Genomic DNA, 19,726 nt, shown 5'->3' on the forward strand with positions numbered 1-19,726 from the left:
GTCCAGCGCCCGCGATAAAATACGAAGAGAGTATGAGAAATGAGCGAGCGTGAGATTGTCACCGATGTGGTGATCATCGGTGCCGGCCCTGTTGGTCTTTTTGCCGTTTTTGAATTGGGCTTGTTGGACATTAAATGCCACCTAATCGATATTTTGGACAAGCCGGGCGGCCAATGTGCCGAGCTTTATCCCGAAAAGCCGATCTATGATATTCCAGCTTTTCCAGAAATTTCTGGTCAGGAACTGACGAACAACTTGTTGCAGCAAGCGGAGCCGTTTGGCCCCACGTACCATTATAACCAAATGGTCACCGAGCTTGAGAAGCAGGAAGACGGCTCGTACATCGTTAAGACCGACGACAATCAAACCTTCAAATGTAAGGTTGTGGTGATTGCTGCGGGCGGTGGTTCATTCCAGCCTAAGCGTCCGCCTGTGCCAGAGATCGAAAACTTTGAGAACAAATCTGTGTTTTACGCTGTGCGTCGCCGCGACGAGTTCCGCGACCATGACATTGTGATTGTTGGCGGGGGCGATAGTGCGCTGGATTGGACGTTGAACTTGGCTGAAATCGCCAAGTCTGTAACCCTTGTGCACCGTCGCGATAGTTTCCGTGCCCATACTGATAGCGTGAATAAAATGCGCGCTTTGGTTGATGCGGGTAAAATCAAGTTTGAACTTGGTCAAATCGCCAACCTTGAAGGTGAAGACGGTCAAATTACAGCCGTCAACATCAAGTCTAAAGATGGCGAAAAATCGCTGCCAGCAACCCGTTTGTTACCGTTCTTTGGTCTCACCATGAAGTTGGGTCCCGTTGCTGATTGGGGTCTCAATCTGCACGAAAATCTAATCAATGTGGACACCGAGAAATTCACCACATCCGAAGAAGGTATCTTTGCGATTGGTGACATCAACTATTATCCGGGTAAGTTGAAGCTTATCCTTTCTGGCTTCCATGAAGCTGCGTTGATGGCGCAAGCCGCGAAAAAAATTATCCATCCGGATCAAAAGGTTGTGTTCCAATACACCACCTCTTCAACCAGCTTGCAAAAGAAGCTTGGAGTTAAATAATGCGCGTTTATGTGACAGATCTTGACGGCAAAGAGCACGAACTTGAAGCCCTTGAAGGCTGGCGGGTAATGGAAGTTATCCGCGATTGGGAATTGCCCATTAAAGCCGAGTGTGGCGGCGCTTGCGCGTGCGCCACCTGTCACGTTTTCGTTGCCCCCGAATGGGAAGACAAGTTGCACCCTGCAACCGACGAGGAAGAGGACATGCTGGACACCGTGCCAGATGTTCAAGAAAACTCTCGCCTGTCTTGCCAAATTCTGATGAGCGAAGAACTTGATGGGCTAAAGGTTTCATTGGCCCCAAGCTCCAAGCCAGAAGAAAAAGTGGCATAATTGACCTCAAGGCGGCTCTTTTTTGAGCCGCCGTTGGTCGCTTCGCTCCCGACCCCGGCACCCCCGCCGATTGGTGCCCCGCTTAGATGTTGGTTAAGTACGCGCTGTGCAGACTATTGGCGCTCCGATGGGGCGGCCAAAACGTTGGCCGGGCTGACCGCCCAAGCTAATTTTCAGCATTTCAGATACAGCTCCAAGCAAGGGCTTTTCCCTCTGTGGCATCCCCGGACTTGATCCGGGGTCACGTAAGCTGTGCGAACGTGGGGCCAACCTCACCCTCATGGTGAGCCCGTCGAACCACCCGGCAATACTCACCGACCTTTTGACAAGCTCAGGGAGAGGGAGAGGGTTTTTTCTTGCCTGACTGTTATGCGCGAAAATGGCGGGGGTGCCGGGGTCGAGAGCGAAGCGACCAACGGCGGCGCGAAAATGGCGGGGGTGCCGGGGTCGGGAGTGAAGCGACCAACGGCGGCGCGAAAAGAGCAAAAAATCTATCCCCGCCACAAATCCCTTTGCCACAATATCTCACCTTTGATTGAAACCGCGCAGGCTGTTGACGAATGGCGGGCGGTGGAAGGCAAATCGTATCAGGCGGGGCGCTGACCAAATCAAAGGGGATGGCCGGGCCGCAAGACGTTTGCGGTGCCGCACCGTTTGATCTGTCCAGTCCGACACCGAGGGCAGCTGTAAGTCGTTTATCGGGTACTGTTTTCCAATATCACCAAATGATCAAGGCGATCAGAACAGTTTTGGTGGAACGCGGGTAAGGGGATAGAAGGGTTTAGCACCCCGGGGTAGACCAAATTTGGATGCAAAAGCCATTTGCGCGAGGCGTTTGACGTCTCATTATTTTTACTACACATGACGAGATTTCAAACGCCTCGCGCCCTGCACCTTTATCAACTGGCAGTTCTGCTGACCTGATGTTTTTGCACGTCAAAAATTGTGATCCAACTGAGGTCTGTTGCGTATATCATAGAACACAAAAGGGGAATGAAATGGCTGTTGGTGATTGGGTTGAAGTGAATGACAAAATGCAAAAGGGTTATGCCTATCAATTGCTTGTGCCAATGGGTGAGCAGTTTGATTCAACATTTGTCCCCCACCATACCCCTGAAGAAATGCTGGCGATGGGTGTGTTCGAAGGTAAATATCTCAACGATTGCACAAATGAATTCCCCGCCGATTGGTATGCAAGCGCACGCCTTTCCGACCAACCCGATATTTCATGCAATTATTTCGGCACCAAAAGCCGACAACCTCTAAGCGTTTGGCAACAAAAGGGCTGGATTTATGGCCCCGATCCGCGCGGCTGGTTCCAATGGTATTGCCGCTATTTCACGGGGCGTCGCTTGCCTGACGTGGACGAGAAACAAATCAAACGCTGGCGCGGCTTCGCCCGCCACGCCGGCCAAATCCGCGCCAATTGCGAACCCGGCGACATCTTCTGCCGCCGCCGTCAGCGGCAGGCGTTGTTGCAGTGGGCGTATGATCCGTTGATATGAGGGGGGGAGGCCGCCATGTGCACGACCGTCATCCTCGGACTTGATCCGAGGATCCACAACAACGGTGGCGGTAGCCAACGTGACCCCGGATCAAGTCCGGGGATGCCGTGAGGGAAACTTGACAACTCACCACAGGGCATTCCCGGCCCCCGAGCCGGGATCACGTTTCCACATTTATCAAATGGCGATAGTCATATCATGGACCCTCGGGTCAAGCCCGAGGGGGACGAAGGGATATGGAGCGGTGATCCGGTCGAAAGAAGTCGGACTCTACTCCCCAACAACAACCTTCGGCTTCACCAACAAAGTCTCATGCCCCTCAACCGGATGACGTGGAATAAGCTGCGACAAGATTAGCGATACGACCGCAAAGCCAGCGCCTGCGAAGAACACATAGGCTGGATTGTAGAGCCAAATAACCCCGAACGCGACGGGGATGACCACAGCGGCGATGTGGTTGATGGTGAAGGCCACGGCGGCGGTGGGGGCCATATCGGCGGGGTCGGCGATCTTTTGGAAATAGGTCTTCATGGCGATGGCCAGCGCGAAGAAGAAATGGTCGATTACGTAAAGCGACGCGCCAAGGAAAGCGTTATTGACGAAAGCATAGCTGACAAAAACGATGATCAGGCCGATATATTCAAACGTTAGTGCGGCGCGTTCGCCGAAGTGGCCGATGGCAGAGCCGATTTTGCGGGCGAAGAACATATTGAAGGTGGTGTTGATGATGAACAAAAACGCCACTTCATGCACGTGGTAGCCGAACTTTTCGACCATCATCCAGGCGGCAAAAACCACAAAGATTTGGCGGCGCGCGCCAGACATGAATGTGAGGGCGTAATATAACCAATAGCGTTTGCGAAGGATCAGTTTTTTGTTCTGCAAATGAGGTTGATCAAATGTCGGGAAAAACAAAATGATGAACAAAACCAGCGAAAGGGTTAGCCCACCAAACACCCAGAACATGGCGATATAGGGCAGGGCGAGGACTTTCCACAAAAGGATCACAAGCCCATAAATGAGCAATTGCCCAAAGGCGCTTGCCGCCAAAATGGTGCCCAATTGTTTGGCCGCGGTTTCTTTTGGCAACCATTGCAATTGCAGGCTTTGGGACATGGTTTCGTAATAATGGAAGCCAAGCGACATGATGAAGGTGGTGATCAAAAGCCCGGTGACAGACGGGAACATGCCGGTGATGGCAATGCCGATGCCAAACACAACAAGCGAGATCAGCGCAAATGTTTGCTCGCGCCATAAAAGGATGAAGAAGACCGCCGTGAAGGCCAAAAAGCCGGGTATTTCGCGCACGGATTGCAACAAGCCCATATCCGCGCCCGTAAAGGCGGCGTCATCATGGGCAAAGTTGTTCAAAATGGCACTCCAAGAGGCAAAACCAACCTGAATGGTGATGGCCATCAGGATGAGCATGAAATAGGGCGTGCGGAGTTTTTCAAGGCGGGATGCAAAAGTCATTAGATGCCATTACGCCTGAGTTTTGGGATCGTCAAGTAAATAAGATAATAAAACTCTTGTTTTATTGAAATGATGGAAAGCGGCACAGCTTGTCAAAATTGCTGCAATTCGTTCGACATATTGTTGAATGAAGTTTCAATGATAGGCTTGTGTCCAAGGGAGATTGCAATGCAACCGATTAGAATTGTTGGCCGAAAAGACTGGGAAAATGAACGTTTGGCTTTGCTGGCGGAGGAGAAAGAATTTACGCGCCTTCGCGATCAGCTGAGCGCAAAAAGGCAGCAAATGCCTTGGGTGAAAGTTGAAAAAGACTATGAATTTGAAACCGAGCGCGGCTCTGAAAACTTGCGCGGCTTATTCGGTGAGAAAGAACAATTGGTGATCTATCATTTCATGATGGGCCCAGATTGGGAAAATGGCTGCAAAAGCTGTTCGTTTTGGGCGGACAGTTTTGATGGTATTGATGCGCATCTGGCTGCACGCGATGTTTCCTTTAAGACGATTTCGCGCGCGCCGTTGAGCAAACTATTGCCGTTCAAAAAACGCATGGGGTGGACATTTGATTGGGTCTCGTCTGCGCCCAGTGACTTCAACTTTGACATGGAAGTATCATTTAGAGAAGGCGAAGAGGCGCGCTACAATTATCAGCCATTTTCAGGCGGTGATGAAATGCCGGGCATTAGTGTTTTCGCGCGAAATGGTGAGGACCTGTACCACACTTATTCCACATTCAGCCGAGGTGTGGACTTGATGAATGGGGCCTACAACTATCTGGACCTCACGCCAAAAGGGCGGGACGAAGATGAGCTTGCCTACGGCATGGAGTGGCTTCGCCTTAGAGATAGTTATTAGGGCTTGTCGGGCGCTTTAGTAATTTTCATCAAGTCTGGCAAAAATTCGCCAACGGTTGGGGCCTTGGCGTTGAGGAACGGCATTGGGCGGGTGGCGCGCATGGCGGCGATGCCGACGCGAACGGTCATGAGGCCGTTGATAACGCCTTCGCCCAGTTTGGAGGAGATGCGGGCCGCAACGCCATGGCCGAGGAGTTGCTGCACCACACTATCCCCCAAGGCGATGCCGCCGGTAAGGGCGAGGTGGCCAAGAATGGCTTTGGACAAAGTCATGAAGCCGAAAAAGCCGGGGCGGGCACCGTAAAGCGTGGCGATGCGGCGGGACAGGCGAATGCTTTCGTAGAGCACGAAGGCAATATCGACAATGGCGCGGGGGCTGACGGAAGTAACCAGCGCAATGCGTTGCGCTGAGTTGGCGATGATTGTGCGGGCCTTTTTGTCGAGCGGGTGCTGCAGTTCGCGTTCGGCAAATGGTAAAACATGATCGGCATCAAAAACGCCATCTGCGCCCTGTTCGTATTTGGCGACATAGCGGGCGCAATCAGCGCGTTCTGCGTAAAGAGAGCGAATATCGCTGGCGATGTTTTTGGCGTCTTGCAGCTTGTGGTTTTGGTGGGCAACTTGTGCGGCGTGGCGCAAATGCTCGAGCTTGCGCAGGCGCAATATGCCGAACAATTCGCGGATGATGAGCGCGAAAAGCGCCAGCAACAGGACGCCAACAGCAGCAAGGCCGACCCAGCCAAGCGCAGGGTATTGGGCGAACAGATCGGAGATTAAACGTTCAAGCGCCAAGCCGGTGCCAAGCGATACCAGAAAGGCCAGCGCTGCCCAGAAGAGTTTGGACCAGATAGAGCGTTTGGGCAGGGGAATATCGTCGACCAATTCGATATCAGCGTTGAAATCTGGCTCTTGCATTTTTGCCTGAGCGACCTCGAACGCAACTGGTGCTTTTGGCGTGTCCGCTTTGGTGGGTTTGACCGGTTTGGATTTGGGTGCGGTGTCTATTTCAATGGCGACAGGTTTCTTCATTGCAGCTTGTCTCCGATTAAAAACTCAATAGCGCGGTCCATGCGGATATGGGGCAATTTGAAATGACCTGTTTCAGTAGTTTGTGGTGCTGGCGGGAGAAAGCGCAAGAATTTGAGCTGGCCAATATGTTCGGCATTTGGGTCAAAGACTGATTCAGGTTTTTGCGGTAACTCACCGGGGAATAAAGCGATTTCGGTTTTGCCGTTGTATGTTTTGTCGCCCAACACTTCGCCCTTTTGTGGCGTGCCAATGATGGTTTGTAGGTTTTCGCCTTCATGTTCCACTTCGCCTTCACGGGTGGCGCGGACGGACGAAAGGGCGATGGAGGAGGTGGCGGCACCTTTATACTGCGCGTCCCGCGCGGCGTTGGCGACCAAGTGATTGAGGATGAGTTCCAGCTGATTATGGCTGGTGTGATGTAGATGGTCAGCCTTGGTGCTGGCGAACAAGATTTTGTCGATATTGGAGAAAAACAACGACGACAAAATGTTGTTTTGGCCCGTGCGAAAACAGGACAGAATTTCGCTGATGGCGGACTGCAAATCTTTGACCGCCGCTGGGCCTGCATTAAGGGCGGATAGTGTGTCGACCAGCACGATTTGGCGGTCTAGGCGGGCGAAGTGATCGCGAAAAAATGGGCGCACCACAAGGTCTTTATATGCCTCATAGCGCTTTTCCATTGTCGCGTAAAAACTGTTGTTGGGTTTGGTGCCAGATTGGGGAGGCAGCGGTGCGAACGAAAGGGCGGGTGAGCCTTCTAGATCTCCGGGCATCAAAAAGCGACCCGGCGGTAAGGCGGATAAGGCATGTGCGTCTTCGCGGCATTCGGTCAAATAGGCTTTGAAGGCGGTGCTGAGTTTCTGTGCTTCGGCCTCATCAAATTCCGCAACTGGCTTGATGGCATTGCTGAGCTGTTTCCATGTTTTGGCCATGTCGCGGCGGGCAGGTTCGCTAGCGCGTTCAAAAGCATCGGTTGACCATTGCTCAAATGATTTATCTAGCAAAGGGAGGTCTAAAAGCCACTCGCCCGGATAATCAACAATATCAATGTTGAGCTCTTGCGGCCCGGTTATGGACCCCACCCAAGATGCGCTTTGATATTTGATGGTGAGGCGTAGTTCTGAGATTTGCCGGGTTGACGTTGGCCAGTGTCGATCTTTCCCCGTTAAGGCAGACAGATGGTCCTCAAATGCAAATCGAGGCATGGTAGGGTTGGGCAAGGGTGCCAATTTTGCGCCGATGATGCGGCCCTGTGCTAGCGGCTTGAACAAAGGCAAATTGTTGCCTTCAATCAGCTGCTGGATCAAGGAGGTAATAAAGACGGTTTTGCCTGAGCGCGACAAACCAGTGACCCCCAGCCGCAAATTTGGAGTGAAAATGTTTTGGACATTGTCCACCAAATTGTCGAGCGCGATGCGTGTTTCGTCCGCCCAATTGCTCATGGAGCCTTATTCCTTGATTTGCCCTTGTTGATCACAAGGTAGGTATTTTTTGACTGATCACAAGGGCTTGGTTGCTCTGTGTTGATCGTTGCATGGATGCAACTGTACAGAATTCTTGGGTGGGGGAGGATTGTTTATGGGGTCGGAGGTTGGTAATCAACATTAAGCGTATTCAAACCAATCGTAGCGCTGGAGACACATTATGCAAGAGATTGTGGTAAACCACTAGCTCCTGAACATCGGAGCACTTTCAGTCCTACGGGATGCCTTTGCGCTTGGCGAGGCATAGGCCCGTGCGTCTATTGCATAGTGTTGAGAACTCCATTGAATATTTCTAAATTTGAGCAGCGTGTGCTGCACGTCTTGTCACAGGGTGGCAGGATTAATTTCGTGCGAAACCCAAACGGAAAAGTTGCATCGGTCGAATGTTATACAAGAGAAGGGTACGTGCTTTCTGACTGTAGTTTGCATGTTTTTCAAAGCCTAAAAAAACGCGGATTTATAAAATCCTATGGCGGAAAAGCCTATCGCATTTCTCGGAAAGGGCGCCTGTCGGTTCGCGCCCAAATCGATAATAGATAAAGGTCAACAGTGTTGCGGCTGTGTTGGATTAGAAAAAAATGCAATGCAGTCGCAAGGGCTTGTGCTGAGTTGTTGATGATTTGAGTCTGGCACTTTGCGCGATGAATCAACGTCGCGCTACAGCGTTTTGGTCCAACTTTTGGCCCATTCCCCCAATGGCTCGAGCTTTTCAAACAGCTCGCGGCCATTGGTGGTGAGGCTGTATCCGTTTGCAGTCTTTTCCACCAAGCCCACAGCACGTAATTCTTTCAAACGGGTGTTTAAAACGGTTGGGGATGCAGAGTCGCAGCTTGCTTGTAGGTCGCGGAAGGTGCGGTCCTGTTTGGCCAAATTCCATAGTATTCCCATGGACCATCGGCGCCCAATAAGGTCAAAAAGCGCCATAATCGGCTCACCTGTTTTTGAGCCTTTGACGGGACTTCCGGGGCGGAATTGGGCTGAAAATGTTTCGTCGAATTCCGGCATTGCATTTCTCAGATGCTACAATTAGTGTAGCGCAATATGCTACAAAAAATGTAGCGATGCAAGTTGATCTGAAGGCGGGACAAATGGACAGAGCTTTAAACGTTGGTCTTTGGCTGTTGCTGGCTGTGATCTGGAGTTCGTCTTATGCTATCATCAAAATTGGGGTTGAGACAATTGATCCCGCCGTGTTGGTGTTTGGGCGTATGGGGCTTGGCGCGATCATTTTGGTCGCTGTCATGCTTTCGCGTGGCGTGCGCTTTGAGATGAGTTGGGCGGCCTGGCGCATATATTTCATTACGGGTGTGATGGGCACAGCGCTGCCGTTCTTTTTAATCTCATACGGTGAATTGCACGTGAGCAGCAGCCTTGCTGCGATTTTGATGGGTGTAGCGCCTATTGCGTCGGTTGTGTTGGCGCATTTTGTTTTAGCGGGGGAGCGGTTGACAAAACGCTCAACCTTTGGCGTGTTGCTGGGATTTGGTGGCCTTATATTGTTATTCGGCATTGATGCACTTTCAGCCATCGGATCGCACCTTGTGGGGCAAATCGCCCTGGTGGGTGCAGCGCTTTGTTATGCGATGAATACGGTGGTGATAAAACGGGCGCCAAAGCGGCACCCGTTGGAAATGGCCGCTGGATCTATGAGCGTTGGGGCATTCTTTATTGGGGTGGCGACACTGGTTTCGTTGGATGTTTCAAACCTTGCCACCCCGAGCACGGCATCTGTGATTGCTGTTATCTTTCTTGGTGTGGTACCCACCGCGTTTGCGATGATGATCTTCTTCTTTTTGGTCAACCGGATTGAAGCGAAACAAATGTCGCAGATCAATTTCGCGGTGCCCGTTGGTGGAGCCATTATCGGGGTCTTGTGGCTTGGCGAACAGTTAACCACCAACCAGCTCTTGGCATTGCCCGTTGTGGTTTTGGCGATATATTTGGTGACCAGCAAAACTGTGGTGCGTGCCGCTGCGGTGATGAGCGTGAAGCGATAGGGTTTGAGGCAATGAAGTTTATTGAAAAGTTCAACAGCTCAATTCGCCATCTCAACAAAACTGACGCATTTGCGTTTGTGGATGCCTGCGCGGAGCAAGGCGATTTTCCGCCGGAACGGTTGGGCGTTTATAGGTTCTACGTTGCAAATCGATTTGATGACTATGAGTTAGCGCGACAAATTGAACAGGAGTACCACAAGACATATCCAGACCAGTTTAGGCGACGTTACCTGAGCGGCGGCGTTGCGATCGCTCTAGGTAACTACGTTGAGGCGGAAAACCATTTCTTGAAATTGATCAATTATGAAGAAGAGACGGGCAAATTCTTTTCAATTGATAATGCGCTGTTGTTTCTGGCCTACATTTATAAAATCCGTGGGGATCACGAATTGGTTAAATCAACTATTGGCCGAATTGGCGACAAGACCGTTAGTACGTGGGGGACCGGTGATATACCAGATCTGTCATTAAGGGATATTGCTGAGTACGATTGAATAGTTCAAATTTGATATTGCCGAACAATGTTGTTGTGCTAAATTGAAGTTGGTCGAGCATGCACCAAGGCGTCACTGGTCTCTTTGTGGGATAGCTAAAGCTGCTTCATTTTGATCTGCATTTGAACATAACTTCAGTGCCGGTTCGTTAAGTCAGTGACCAACGACGTTTCAGCGGCACGCAGGAATGATTATGTCAAAGCAAGTCACACCTCTTTTTGTGGAGGATGTTTCCGCATTCTCTCGCGCCCTAACGAAACACCTTAGCCAAAATACCCAAGCATTGACCCATGTTCGCATGTTGAATTTGTTGGCCAAGGCGGGCGGGTTTCGTAATTTTCAACATATGAAGTCTGCGCAGAAATCTGAGACGCGGTTGTCAAATTCTGCGCGGGTGGGCGCGGTGGATTATGCATTGGTTGAGCGCGGTCTAAACCAATTTGATGATGGCGGGCGTTTAATCCGTTGGCCGGCGCGCAACAAGGTGCAACAGGTCTGCATTTGGGTGCTGTGGTCAAAATTGCCTGCTGGTCAAATTCTGACAGAACGAGAGGTGAGTGACATTTTGAACAGCCAACATGAATTTGCTGACCCAGCGACATTGAGGCGCGTGATGGTCGGCTATAATATGCTGCAGCGCAACAAAGATGGGTCCGAATATTTGCGGGTTGAGCAAAAACCGCCTGCTGAGGCTGTGGCGTTGATTGGGGCGTTGAAAAGCAGGTCAGGTTGAACCGTCCTGCAATTTCCTGTGCTTTACATGGCGGGTAGAATCGCAACTATTGAGGGGCCGTATTCAGTTTTGGAGCGCCAAGCGGCACCTCATGTACAAATTGTTGGCCATTATGGCGGTCGCAGCGGTTACCGCTTCGCTTGACCTTATTTCTATTTTCACATTCGCCGGTTACGTGTTGCAAGCTGATGCAAAAGGCGTGGCCTTTATCGCAGTGGCGATGTTTTTGCCATTGTCGATTTTGGGCAAATATTACGCGCGTTTGGTTGCGAGATATTCGGCACGGGATTTGATGTTGTTCTCGCTTGTTGTTCGCGCTCTGGCGACGGGGATGATGTTTTGGGTCAATGACTTGGCGATGCTGCTGGTCTTGGTGACCCTGCGGTCAGCTGCGATTGGTCTGTTCTATCCCACAATTGCGGCGCTTGCTGAACGTTATCGTGAGCATGGCAAGTTTGCAGCTTGGACTAACCTAACGAACTCTGGCGCGCGCATCGCAGCGCCGTTGGTGGGCGGTGTGCTTGGCGTGGTGATTGGCGAGAAGTTCGTGTTTGTCGTGAGTGCTGTTGCTTGCATTTTGGTGTTGCCACTGGTGGTAATGGGCAGATTTGGTGGCGTAGAAAGGTCGAGCCAAGCCGCTAACGCAAAGCCGGAAACGACGAGCGCGCGTGTTGGCTTAAAGACATGGTTGTTGATGGGCGTGCCCATTGTTGGGGTCAGTGGCCTTTCGGTGATGATGTCGAATTTGATGCCCTATACGTTGAACTTGTTCGAAGTGCCCAAAATACTGTTATCGGTTGCGTTATCCCTTTCTGCGGCGACGGGTTTGTTGGTCAATCTGGCTTTCGTGCGTTGGGGTAAAAAACCGTCGGGATTTCCGTCCGGGATGATCGCTTTGTCGTGGTTTGGCGTGGTCGTTGGATTTTTGGGCTTGGCATTGGCGGTGCCGTCACCATTTTCGATTTATATGATCCCGTTGATGTTTATGTTGCTGACGCTTTCTAAGACCAGTTTTACAGTGTCGATTATGGGGTATGTGTTTCAGCAACCCAAAGAACGCGCTGCGCGGTTGGCCGCGTTTGATCAGTCGCTTGGGTCAATGGCTGGTATGCTTACAACGCTTCTTGGTGCGTTCTCGCTGACCAGTGCCTCGCCTATTCCGATGATGTATGTGGCGGTGACCATTGGGGCAGGGGCATGTTTGGTGTGGTGGTTGACGGTTGGATTGGCAGAGCGGCGCACAGCGATTGCTGGCCGTGTTTAATCAAATTGTTGCGCGCGATAATCAATCAACAATTGTTTGTACCATTGTTTGCCGAATTTGATCGTATCTAGACCATAGCGCATGGTGGCGAGTTGGAAGAAGGCTACTTTTTTGAGTTCTTGGGGCACTGTTGAAAGGTCTTGTGCGGCTAACATGGTTTCAAGCAAAACAATCCATTGATCCGCCTCATCGATATAGAGTTGGATGTGGGTGCTCACATCGCCTTTGATATGGCCCATGTAGAATAAGCGTAACATGCTTTCGTCGCGGGTTTTGAACACCGCGATGGGTTCGCTGATCCACGCCTGAAACGCTTCAGCGCCTTCTGGGGTGCGTTTGTAGACTTTTTTGATGCGCTTGCCTGTTGCTTCTTTTTGGCTCGTTACATAGCCTTGTTTTTCGAGCTTTATCAGGGCTGGGTGGATGGAGCCGATTGATGTGTTGTAAAACATCGTCGTTGAGCGCTCCATGGTCTTTTTTAGGTCATAAAGACTGGCCTCGCTGTAAGCGAGGAGCCCTAAAATGATCATATCTTGCATGGCGTACTCAGTGTTGAATCAGTTCGGTGCCCGCAAGCTTGGCGATTTCGCCAGTGCCGCGCAAGTGCAGGTTAAAGAACTGAAGCAAAGATGCATTGAGGTGTTCGCGCATTGCTATGTTGTCGATCGGCCCTAGTTGTCCGAGCCATTTCATCATTTTGATCTCATTGAGATCGCTGAAATTCATGTGAGATGCGCCTTTAAACGTGCGCTCGCAGCCATGGGTGGCGATGGCGATTTGGCGGTTGGCCCATGAGAAATCGCTTGGGATGCCGGCTTGGTTGTTGGAGTCTGCATATGCGAAGCAGAAGTTTGCGGTTGGGCTTTCTTTCAATGACCAGGTGAAAACGGGGCCATCCAAATTGAAGGCGGCTTTGATGCGCTCGTCGTTCATGCCCATGTGGGTTGCAACCGCACCACCGAACGAGTGGCCAAAATATCCGATTTTATCGAGGTCCATTTTGCCAGCCAACGCATTTTCAATTTCCCCCGTTTGTAGTTTTGGCAAAGCGTTCAGCACCAGACTATTGTTCTCAATCCACTTGGGGAATTGGTCCACAATGTCTGCAAATGCTTCTTGTTGAATTGCGCTCATGGCCACATTCCATTCGTTGAGTGAATTGGCTGCGCGCAGTTCGTTGTTACCGCGCTGTTGGCGCAATAGGAGTGTTTTTATCTCATCGTCTTCATAATCGGCGATGTCCGGACCGCGAAGAACTGTTTGCGTTCCATTTTTGCTCAATAAGCTGTGGCGGGGATGGTTGAGGGCAATAACGATGTACCCGTGGCTCGCCAGTTCGATAATCTGGTGGCTATTCTGAGTGGCATACATACCGTGACCGTGATTGAAGACGAGAATTGGGTGCTGACCATTGGCCACAGGTGCGTCTGTGTAAGCGGGCAGGGCTCGCTCGTCTTGCATAGCGATGGTTGGAGCGTTGTAGGCCTTGCCAAACTCTTGCGCCAACTCCACGGGGATCGCTTGAGGCTGTTGGTCGGTTTTGGCAGTAGCTGGGTAGAAGATTTGTAAATCAACCCAGCGCTCGCCTTGTTCCACGGCAAATCGTTGGTAGCCCACAATGTTGGGGCCCGTCGGCTTGGGTAGTGCAGGTTGAAGTTGGGAATAAAGCACGCCAACCGCTCCAACCAAAATGAAAAGAGGAACCACAACATACCAAACACGTTTCATATTTTTGCTCCAAAGTAATCGGTCTGGATGGTATATATGTATCTAATAGATATATTGCAAGTGTGATTTTGGCGAAGGGCGAAAAGTCCAAGGTGGGGCGATAATCCAACTGGTCCCCCATCAAGTGAGGGTTGGTTTGCCATAATGGAGTGACTATTCGTTGATCGCGCGGATCGGAATGCTGTTGTACGCCAACTCGTAACAAGCCAATTTGCTGCGGTGGTTGAATTTGGTAGGCGCAAAAAAGCCAAGCGTTGAGAAATCAATCGCTTGGCTGTGTTTGCTGATGATGTGAATCAGATATCGCGATTATTTGCCGATATTATCCAGATCATATTCGGTTGTTTGGTACATCTGGTTGATCCAGTTGCCGAACAGCAAATAGGCATGTGAGCGCCAACGGTTTAGCGGTTCTTTGGTCACATCGTCGTTCGGAAAAGTGTTAATCGGCGGTTGAATATTGAGCCCTGCTTCTTTGTCACGCAAATATTCTTCGGCCAAAGAGCGATGATCATATTCGAGGTGGTTGAGCATGAACAACTGGCGATTTTCCGCGTCATCCAGCAAGCAAAGACCCACTTCGCTCGAACTCACCAAAATCTCCAAATCCTTTGGCACCGACGCTTCATCGATGTCGTTGATCCGTGACACGGGAATGGCAAAATCGTCTGAAAAGCCCAAAAGATATTTCGAGGCGGTTGCAGCTGCTTGATGACGATAAACACCGAAGGCCTTTTTAGGCCGGCGGAAACGCTGGACATTGTGGAAGTAATGCAAAGCCGCTTGCGCGCCCCAGCACACAAACATGGTTGTGTGCACATTGGTCCGCGTCCAATCCATGATTTCTTTCATCTCGTCCCAATAGCCCACATCTTCAAATTCCAAATGCGCAATGGGGGCGCCGGTGATGATGAAACCGTCAAACTTGCGGTGTTTCACTTCGTCCCAAGTTTTGTAAAAGCTTTCGAGGTGCGTTTGAGGTGTGTTCTTGGATTGATGCTCGGTTATGCGCACCAATGTTAGATCTACCTGCAACGGCGTTGCACCGATCAGCCGGGTGAACTGCGTTTCTGTGCGCTCTTTGTTGGGCATGAGATTGAGCAAACCAATTTGCAGCGGGCGAATATCTTGCCGGGCAGCACGATCTTCGTCCATTACCATAACGCCCTCTGCTTCCAGCACTTTGCGAGCGGGCAGATCGTTGGGAATTTTGATGGGCATGGAAATACTCCAATTTGAGTTGCTAAAAATCTGACGGGTCAGATCTGGGTTTTCAACATTTAAGGGTAAAGAAGATTTAGGCGGAAGAGGTTAAGAACTCAACCAGCATGGCGGTGTGCAACCGCCATCATCATCATCGCGTCGAAATCTTTGTCGTCGCGGATGGTTTCATAGTCGCGTGCTTCTACGATGTAGCCAAATTTGTCGGCGATCGCTTGATAAATAGGCAAACGATGACGCACAAGGGCGGCGAAGCCCCAAACAGCAAAATCGTCTGGGTCCACATCTTTATCGTTAGCAATGTTCTTTTCGGCCTTGTACCGGCCCCAAGCGTTTTCAAGCATGTCTGGGCTATAATACATGGGCTTGGGCGCTTTGACAAAGTTTGAAATCAAACGTTGTTCGTCTTCTTGTGTGCCACGAATATACAAAAGGGCAGTGTGAGGTGTGACCGCTTGGATTACCGGATCGTTTGGATCGTTGGGGTCAACCACTTCACAGAATGAACCGGACGTATCAGCTATGAAGTGATCATAGCCATAAATGTCCTGCGCACGTTTGATAAAATAGGCGGTATCTTGCATGGCCGATATTTCAGCAATGCGGTGTTGGGCTTGGCGACGTTTGAACTCGGCAAATTCAAGCCCACCTTTTTCTGGATCGCCAGGTTGTCCCAAATAGGTCGAAAGGGGTGACAAGTTGTGGAACGTGATGTTTGAACCAATATAAATGCTGTCGGAGCGCAATAGACCCGCAAGAAATGGGTCGCGCATCGCCCGCTTTTTGAAGTTATCGACAATATGCTCGCCCATATAGCGGGTGCCAATGCGATAATCGACAGAATAGTGAAACCAACCTGAACGGCGCAACTGACTGGCGACCATGGTTTTGCCAACGCCAGACATACCAAAGGTCGTCACCGCTTTTTGCGGGCTCTCTTGATACTCATTTGCGCTTGCAAAAAGCATTTTGCACCTTGAGGTTGGGCCCCAAATGGCAGGGCGCATGAACGTTGAATTGCTCATAGCTGAGAATGGTTGCGCCCGCAAGTCAGACAATATGTGTTTGGTTCATTCTGTTGTGCGGTGGGTAAAACTTGCCGTGTGCCGGGCTGAATCTGCCGCATAACAAGTGTTTGGTGTTGTGTGTTTTTAGTGAAATCCTTTTGAATCAAGGTGTTATGAATCTGGCACTGTAATTGCATTCTATTTGGCAACAGATGCGTGCGTCGTGATCAAAAGGAGAATGTAATGGGTATTTATGGTGCGTTGGCGACTGCAGTGACGGGGCTTCAAGCTCAGTCCTTCGCGCTTGAACATATTTCAGGCAATATCGCGAACTCTCAAACAACTGGCTATAAACGGATTGAAACTGATTTTGTTGATTTGATCCCAGATGCTCCTTCCAAACGGCAAATTGCTGGTGCGGTGTTGGCGCAATCACGTGCGACGAACGACGTGCAGGGTGATATTACCGTAGCCGACCGCAACACATATATGGCGATCAATGGCGGTGGCTTCTTTGTTGTTGAAAAGAAAATCGGCACCAATGATGGCAATGCGGTTTTTGGTGGCACGGATTTCTTTACTCGTCGCGGCGACTTTGACGTAGATAAAGAGGGCTATTTGGTCAACGGTTCAGCGGCCTATCTTAAAGGCCTGCCAATTGACAGCAAAACGGGCAACGTTGCCGGTTCTGTGCCAGAGGTTATTAAGCTGGACAACTCATTCCTTCCGTCTCAACGCACAGCGGTTTTCAATTATCAATTGAACTTGCCTCAGTTGCCGAAAAACGCCGGCTATGATCCGGTTAATACACATTCCGAATTGCTCGATTCTGGCGACTATACAGTAGATCCGATCGCTACTGGCAACGTAAATGCTGACGAAAACGCAAAGTTCTTGGCTGACTCAATCGCTGGCGGAGCGATCACCGTATATGCGGAAAATGGCGCACCAGCGAACGTACAGCTGCGGTGGGCAAAAACCGCCAGCTATGCCCAAGGGGGGGCTGCGAAAGACACTTGGAACATGTTCTATCAGTTTGACGGGGATGCCACTGGTGCGAACCCTCAGTGGAAAAAGGTGAGCCAGGATTATGTTTTTGGTACGAACGGCTCGCTAGATCCGGCTGTATCATCGGTGAGTCTAACAGGATTGGTAATTGATGGGATCACCATTGGTGATGTGTCGCTTATTCATGGGTCCAATGGCGTGACGCAGTTTTCTGATGCGAATGGAACTGCGGAGGTCACAAAGCTTTCGCAAAATGGTTATCCCGCTGGTGAGTTTGTTTCAGTTGAAGTGAATAGTGAAGGGCGAATTGTTGCCAATTATTCCAACGGCAAAAAAGTTGAATTGGCGCAAGTTGTGACCGCTCAGTTCAACTCGGAAAACCAGCTGAGACGGCACGATGGGGGGATTTACTCCGCAACGTCGGAATCTGGCGATGCGATTTTGGATATTGATGGCAAAGTGACGGGCGCTGCTTTAGAGAGTTCCAACACCGATATTTCTGAAGAGTTCACGAAACTCATTGTGACGCAGCAAGCATATGCAGCGGGCACAAGGATTGTGTCGAGCGCTGATGAAATGCTGCAAGAAGCGCTCAATATGGTGAGATAGGTTTAGGCGCCTAGCTGCGCCTTTATCTCGTCTTTTATGACTTCAGGTTTGTAACGGGATTATCATGGGATTAAGTGTAACACTTAGCAACGCACTCGCTGGAATGGACATGAACCAACGCGGTCTTACCGTGGTGTCCCGTAACGTTGCGAACGCGGGCACCCCAGGTTATCACCGCCAAAAACTTTCGCTTGTTGAAGATCTTGGCGTCAACAGCGTTAACGTGCGTGTTGCTAAGGTGCAGCGCGCCTATGTGCAAGCACTTGAAACGCAAACACATCGTGAAACCGGTAAAATGGGCGCGATGGACGTCAAAGCAGGTTTCATGAACCAGATTGATCAGCTGCTGGGCAAGCCTGGCAGCATCAATTCACTTGATACACAGCTTGCTAATCTGAAAGCTTCACTACAGTCGCTTACCACTAGCCCAGAGGACTTTGTGTCTCGATCTCAAGTTGTTGATCGGGCGCAATCTATGGCAGAAACGTTGAACTTCTTGTCGCGCTCGACCCAAACGATGCGGGTGGAGGCGGAGAGTCAAATCTCTGTGCATGTCTCTGAAGTCAATCAATATTTGTCATCTCTTGCAGACATCAATGCTGACTTGACGGACACAACAAGAGACGATGATACACGCATAAGTGTGTTGGATGAACGGGATCGATTGATCAACAAAATCTCCGAGTTGGTTGACGTGAGTGTTGACTATCGTGGTGACGGCTCTGTTGCATTGCACACACGATCTGGCATTGGTTTGTTGGATGGCAAGGCTTCGCAATTCCAGTTCCAGACCGCTGGAAATTTGGCAGCCACTGCGCTTTACGACGCTGATCCAGCAAAATCTGGGGTTGGCCAATTGACCATTGCGACCCCTTCTGGTCTTGCAATTGATGTTGTTGCGCATGGGGTTTTGCACACAGGCAGGATTTCTTCACTGTTGGACCAACGCGATAATAGCTTGGTGACCTTGCAAAACCAGCTTGATGAGATTGCTGCTGGCTTGGCGCAGGCTATGTCTACCATTGATACAGCAGGTGCTGCCGTGGCCGCTGGCGGAGCGAATGGTTTTGAAGTGGACCTAGCCAACGTACAAGTTGGCAACAGTTTTACTGTGAAATATGTGGAAGGCGGGACCGCTAAAACAGTCAATGTTGTGCGGGTTGATGATGCGTCAAAACTGCCGATGGATTCTACGGCTGCAAATGGTGTCCGCACAATTGGACTGGATTTTAGCGGAGGAATTGGCGCTGTTGCAACATCGCTAAATGCAACACTTGGTGCCGCGATTACGGTCAGTAATCCTGCGGGGACTACAATTCGTTTCATGGACGATGGCGCGGGAAATACCACTGATATCAATAGTTTGAATGCGCACACAACAGTAACAGCCGATCAAGGTGCTGGGACAGCTTTGTCACTGTTCACTGATAATGGTGGAGGCAGCTTTACAAACTCGCTTGATGGTGTTCCGCAAAAACGTGGCTACGCCGGCCGAATTGCGGTGAACCAAGCGATTGTTGCTGATAACTCATTGCTGGTGAAGCATGAAACCACCACTTCAATTGGTGATGCGACGCGACCCAATTATCTTATCGATCAGTTGGCCAATTTGGAATTTACTGCATCTACGGCATCCGATCAGGCTACGGGGTTCTTCAAAGTCTCTGGTAATGTGGAGAATTTGGTCAAGCAAGCGTTGAACTTTCAAGGCAATGTAATCGCCTCAACTAAGCAAGCTTATGAAAGCCAGGGCGTGGTGATGGAAACGCTCGAAATGCGTGCCAAGGAAGCTTATGGCGTTGATATTGATGAGGAAATGGCAATGCTACTGCAGCTGCAAAACGCCTATGCGGCCAATGCGCGGGTGGTGAGCATCGCCAAAGAACTCGTTGAAACACTGATGCAAATTTAAGGGAAAGGGAT

At 50.5% G+C, this 19,726-nt stretch carries 20 protein-coding genes; 12 read left to right on the plus strand and 8 right to left on the minus strand.

The window, feature by feature from the left end; translation table 11 throughout:
• The first annotated feature begins 39 nt into the window (after positions 1-39).
• From O4H47_RS09900 to O4H47_RS09915, 4 genes are all read left to right on the plus strand, one after another.
• A complete protein-coding gene (locus O4H47_RS09900) occupies positions 40-1,068 on the plus strand; it encodes an NAD(P)/FAD-dependent oxidoreductase (RefSeq protein WP_269393821.1) in 1,029 nt (342 codons plus the stop codon).
• Positions 1,068-1,400 (plus strand): 2Fe-2S iron-sulfur cluster-binding protein, encoded by a 333-nt coding sequence (locus O4H47_RS09905; protein WP_269393822.1) that lies wholly within the window; start codon positions 1,068-1,070, stop codon positions 1,398-1,400. Before O4H47_RS09900 ends, O4H47_RS09905 begins: the two co-directional genes overlap by 1 nt.
• A gap of 369 nt (positions 1,401-1,769) precedes the next feature.
• Complete coding sequence (locus O4H47_RS09910) at positions 1,770-2,003, plus strand: hypothetical protein (RefSeq protein ID WP_269393823.1); 234 nt, start codon at positions 1,770-1,772, stop codon at positions 2,001-2,003.
• 395 nt (positions 2,004-2,398) lie between these two features.
• Positions 2,399-2,905, plus strand: a complete 507-nt coding sequence (locus tag O4H47_RS09915) for a hypothetical protein (protein WP_269393824.1) — start codon at positions 2,399-2,401, stop codon at positions 2,903-2,905.
• A gap of 270 nt (positions 2,906-3,175) precedes the next feature.
• On the opposite strand, the gene O4H47_RS09920 is transcribed toward O4H47_RS09915, so the two are convergent.
• Positions 3,176-4,378, minus strand: coding sequence for an MFS transporter (locus tag O4H47_RS09920; protein WP_269393825.1), 1,203 nt, complete (start codon positions 4,376-4,378; stop codon positions 3,176-3,178).
• Between the two features lie 168 nt (positions 4,379-4,546).
• On the opposite strand from O4H47_RS09920, the gene O4H47_RS09925 reads away from it, so the two are divergent.
• Complete coding sequence (locus tag O4H47_RS09925; RefSeq protein ID WP_269393826.1) at positions 4,547-5,230, plus strand: DUF899 domain-containing protein; 684 nt, start codon at positions 4,547-4,549, stop codon at positions 5,228-5,230.
• Here the strand turns inward: O4H47_RS09925 and O4H47_RS09930 are convergent.
• Positions 5,227-6,258, minus strand: coding sequence for a YcjF family protein (locus O4H47_RS09930; RefSeq protein ID WP_269393827.1), 1,032 nt, complete (start codon positions 6,256-6,258; stop codon positions 5,227-5,229). The two genes, O4H47_RS09925 and O4H47_RS09930, sit on opposite strands and share 4 nt — an antisense overlap.
• Positions 6,255-7,700, minus strand: a complete 1,446-nt coding sequence (locus O4H47_RS09935) for a YcjX family protein (RefSeq protein ID WP_269393828.1) — start codon at positions 7,698-7,700, stop codon at positions 6,255-6,257. Before O4H47_RS09935 ends, O4H47_RS09930 begins: the two co-directional genes overlap by 4 nt.
• 309 nt (positions 7,701-8,009) lie before the next feature.
• On the opposite strand from O4H47_RS09935, the gene O4H47_RS09940 reads away from it, so the two are divergent.
• A complete protein-coding gene (locus O4H47_RS09940; RefSeq protein ID WP_331283675.1) occupies positions 8,010-8,282 on the plus strand; it encodes a YjhX family toxin in 273 nt (90 codons plus the stop codon).
• A gap of 117 nt (positions 8,283-8,399) precedes the next feature.
• Here the strand turns inward: O4H47_RS09940 and O4H47_RS09945 are convergent, their stop codons facing one another.
• Positions 8,400-8,747, minus strand: coding sequence for a winged helix-turn-helix transcriptional regulator (locus O4H47_RS09945; RefSeq protein ID WP_269393830.1), 348 nt, complete (start codon positions 8,745-8,747; stop codon positions 8,400-8,402).
• Between the two features lie 83 nt (positions 8,748-8,830).
• Between O4H47_RS09945 and O4H47_RS09950 the strand changes: the two genes are divergently transcribed.
• The 4 genes from O4H47_RS09950 (at position 8,831) to O4H47_RS09965 (ending at position 12,230) form a co-directional block, all read left to right on the plus strand.
• The gene (locus O4H47_RS09950) at positions 8,831-9,739 is read left to right on the plus strand and encodes a DMT family transporter (RefSeq protein ID WP_269393831.1); all 909 of its coding nucleotides are present in this window, start codon (positions 8,831-8,833) and stop codon (positions 9,737-9,739) included.
• An 11-nt stretch (positions 9,740-9,750) separates the two neighbouring features.
• On the plus strand, positions 9,751-10,233 hold the full coding sequence (locus tag O4H47_RS09955) for a tetratricopeptide repeat protein (protein WP_269393832.1): 483 nt from the start codon (positions 9,751-9,753) through the stop codon (positions 10,231-10,233).
• A 193-nt stretch (positions 10,234-10,426) separates the two neighbouring features.
• Positions 10,427-10,966 carry a DUF2087 domain-containing protein gene (locus O4H47_RS09960; RefSeq protein WP_269393833.1) on the plus strand — a complete coding sequence of 180 codons (540 nt, stop codon included), beginning with the start codon at positions 10,427-10,429 and terminating at the stop codon, positions 10,964-10,966.
• Positions 10,967-11,057: 91 nt separating this feature from the next.
• The gene (locus tag O4H47_RS09965; protein ID WP_269393834.1) at positions 11,058-12,230 is read left to right on the plus strand and encodes an MFS transporter; all 1,173 of its coding nucleotides are present in this window, start codon (positions 11,058-11,060) and stop codon (positions 12,228-12,230) included.
• On the opposite strand, the gene O4H47_RS09970 is transcribed toward O4H47_RS09965, so the two are convergent.
• The 4 genes from O4H47_RS09970 to O4H47_RS09985 all read right to left on the minus strand — a co-directional run bounded on the left by O4H47_RS09970 (position 12,227) and on the right by O4H47_RS09985 (position 16,147).
• On the minus strand, positions 12,227-12,769 hold the full coding sequence (locus O4H47_RS09970; protein ID WP_269393835.1) for a PadR family transcriptional regulator: 543 nt from the start codon (positions 12,767-12,769) through the stop codon (positions 12,227-12,229). The genes O4H47_RS09965 and O4H47_RS09970 overlap by 4 nt on opposite strands.
• Before the next feature lie 7 nt (positions 12,770-12,776).
• Positions 12,777-13,958 carry a chlorophyllase/cutinase-like alpha/beta fold protein gene (locus tag O4H47_RS09975; protein ID WP_269393836.1) on the minus strand — a complete coding sequence of 394 codons (1,182 nt, stop codon included), beginning with the start codon at positions 13,956-13,958 and terminating at the stop codon, positions 12,777-12,779.
• A 309-nt stretch (positions 13,959-14,267) separates the two neighbouring features.
• Entirely contained in the window at positions 14,268-15,179 is a 912-nt protein-coding gene (locus O4H47_RS09980) for a homoserine O-succinyltransferase (RefSeq protein WP_269393837.1), read from the minus strand.
• A 98-nt stretch (positions 15,180-15,277) separates the two neighbouring features.
• Positions 15,278-16,147: an ATPase gene (locus tag O4H47_RS09985; protein ID WP_269393838.1), complete on the minus strand. Its 870-nt coding sequence runs from the start codon at positions 16,145-16,147 to the stop codon at positions 15,278-15,280.
• A gap of 282 nt (positions 16,148-16,429) precedes the next feature.
• Here O4H47_RS09985 and O4H47_RS09990 point away from each other — a divergent pair, with 282 nt between their 5' ends.
• Together O4H47_RS09990 and flgK are read left to right on the plus strand one after the other, a co-directional pair.
• A complete protein-coding gene (locus O4H47_RS09990; RefSeq protein ID WP_269393839.1) occupies positions 16,430-17,803 on the plus strand; it encodes a flagellar hook protein FlgE in 1,374 nt (457 codons plus the stop codon).
• A gap of 64 nt (positions 17,804-17,867) precedes the next feature.
• Positions 17,868-19,715, plus strand: coding sequence for a flagellar hook-associated protein FlgK (flgK, locus tag O4H47_RS09995; RefSeq protein WP_269393840.1), 1,848 nt, complete (start codon positions 17,868-17,870; stop codon positions 19,713-19,715).
• Positions 19,716-19,726: the final 11 nt, after the last annotated feature.

The sequence above is a fragment of the Maritalea porphyrae genome (assembly GCF_027213965.1).
Classification (GTDB): domain Bacteria; phylum Pseudomonadota; class Alphaproteobacteria; order Rhizobiales; family Devosiaceae; genus Maritalea; species Maritalea porphyrae_A.

Coding starts and splice junctions, on each gene's coding strand:
- O4H47_RS09900 (WP_269393821.1), top strand. CDS start 40: ATGAGCGAGCGTGAGATTGTCACCGATGTGGTGATCATCGGTGCCGGC.
- O4H47_RS09905 (WP_269393822.1), top strand. CDS start 1,068: ATGCGCGTTTATGTGACAGATCTTGACGGCAAAGAGCACGAACTTGAA.
- O4H47_RS09910 (WP_269393823.1), top strand. CDS start 1,770: ATGCGCGAAAATGGCGGGGGTGCCGGGGTCGAGAGCGAAGCGACCAAC.
- O4H47_RS09915 (WP_269393824.1), top strand. CDS start 2,399: ATGGCTGTTGGTGATTGGGTTGAAGTGAATGACAAAATGCAAAAGGGT.
- O4H47_RS09920 (WP_269393825.1), bottom strand. CDS start 4,378: ATGACTTTTGCATCCCGCCTTGAAAAACTCCGCACGCCCTATTTCATG.
- O4H47_RS09925 (WP_269393826.1), top strand. CDS start 4,547: ATGCAACCGATTAGAATTGTTGGCCGAAAAGACTGGGAAAATGAACGT.
- O4H47_RS09930 (WP_269393827.1), bottom strand. CDS start 6,258: ATGAAGAAACCTGTCGCCATTGAAATAGACACCGCACCCAAATCCAAA.
- O4H47_RS09935 (WP_269393828.1), bottom strand. CDS start 7,700: ATGAGCAATTGGGCGGACGAAACACGCATCGCGCTCGACAATTTGGTG.
- O4H47_RS09945 (WP_269393830.1), bottom strand. CDS start 8,747: ATGCCGGAATTCGACGAAACATTTTCAGCCCAATTCCGCCCCGGAAGT.
- O4H47_RS09950 (WP_269393831.1), top strand. CDS start 8,831: ATGGACAGAGCTTTAAACGTTGGTCTTTGGCTGTTGCTGGCTGTGATC.
- O4H47_RS09955 (WP_269393832.1), top strand. CDS start 9,751: ATGAAGTTTATTGAAAAGTTCAACAGCTCAATTCGCCATCTCAACAAA.
- O4H47_RS09960 (WP_269393833.1), top strand. CDS start 10,427: ATGTCAAAGCAAGTCACACCTCTTTTTGTGGAGGATGTTTCCGCATTC.
- O4H47_RS09965 (WP_269393834.1), top strand. CDS start 11,058: ATGTACAAATTGTTGGCCATTATGGCGGTCGCAGCGGTTACCGCTTCG.
- O4H47_RS09970 (WP_269393835.1), bottom strand. CDS start 12,769: ATGCAAGATATGATCATTTTAGGGCTCCTCGCTTACAGCGAGGCCAGT.
- O4H47_RS09975 (WP_269393836.1), bottom strand. CDS start 13,958: ATGAAACGTGTTTGGTATGTTGTGGTTCCTCTTTTCATTTTGGTTGGA.
- O4H47_RS09980 (WP_269393837.1), bottom strand. CDS start 15,179: ATGCCCATCAAAATTCCCAACGATCTGCCCGCTCGCAAAGTGCTGGAA.
- O4H47_RS09985 (WP_269393838.1), bottom strand. CDS start 16,147: ATGCTTTTTGCAAGCGCAAATGAGTATCAAGAGAGCCCGCAAAAAGCG.
- O4H47_RS09990 (WP_269393839.1), top strand. CDS start 16,430: ATGGGTATTTATGGTGCGTTGGCGACTGCAGTGACGGGGCTTCAAGCT.
- flgK (WP_269393840.1), top strand. CDS start 17,868: ATGGGATTAAGTGTAACACTTAGCAACGCACTCGCTGGAATGGACATG.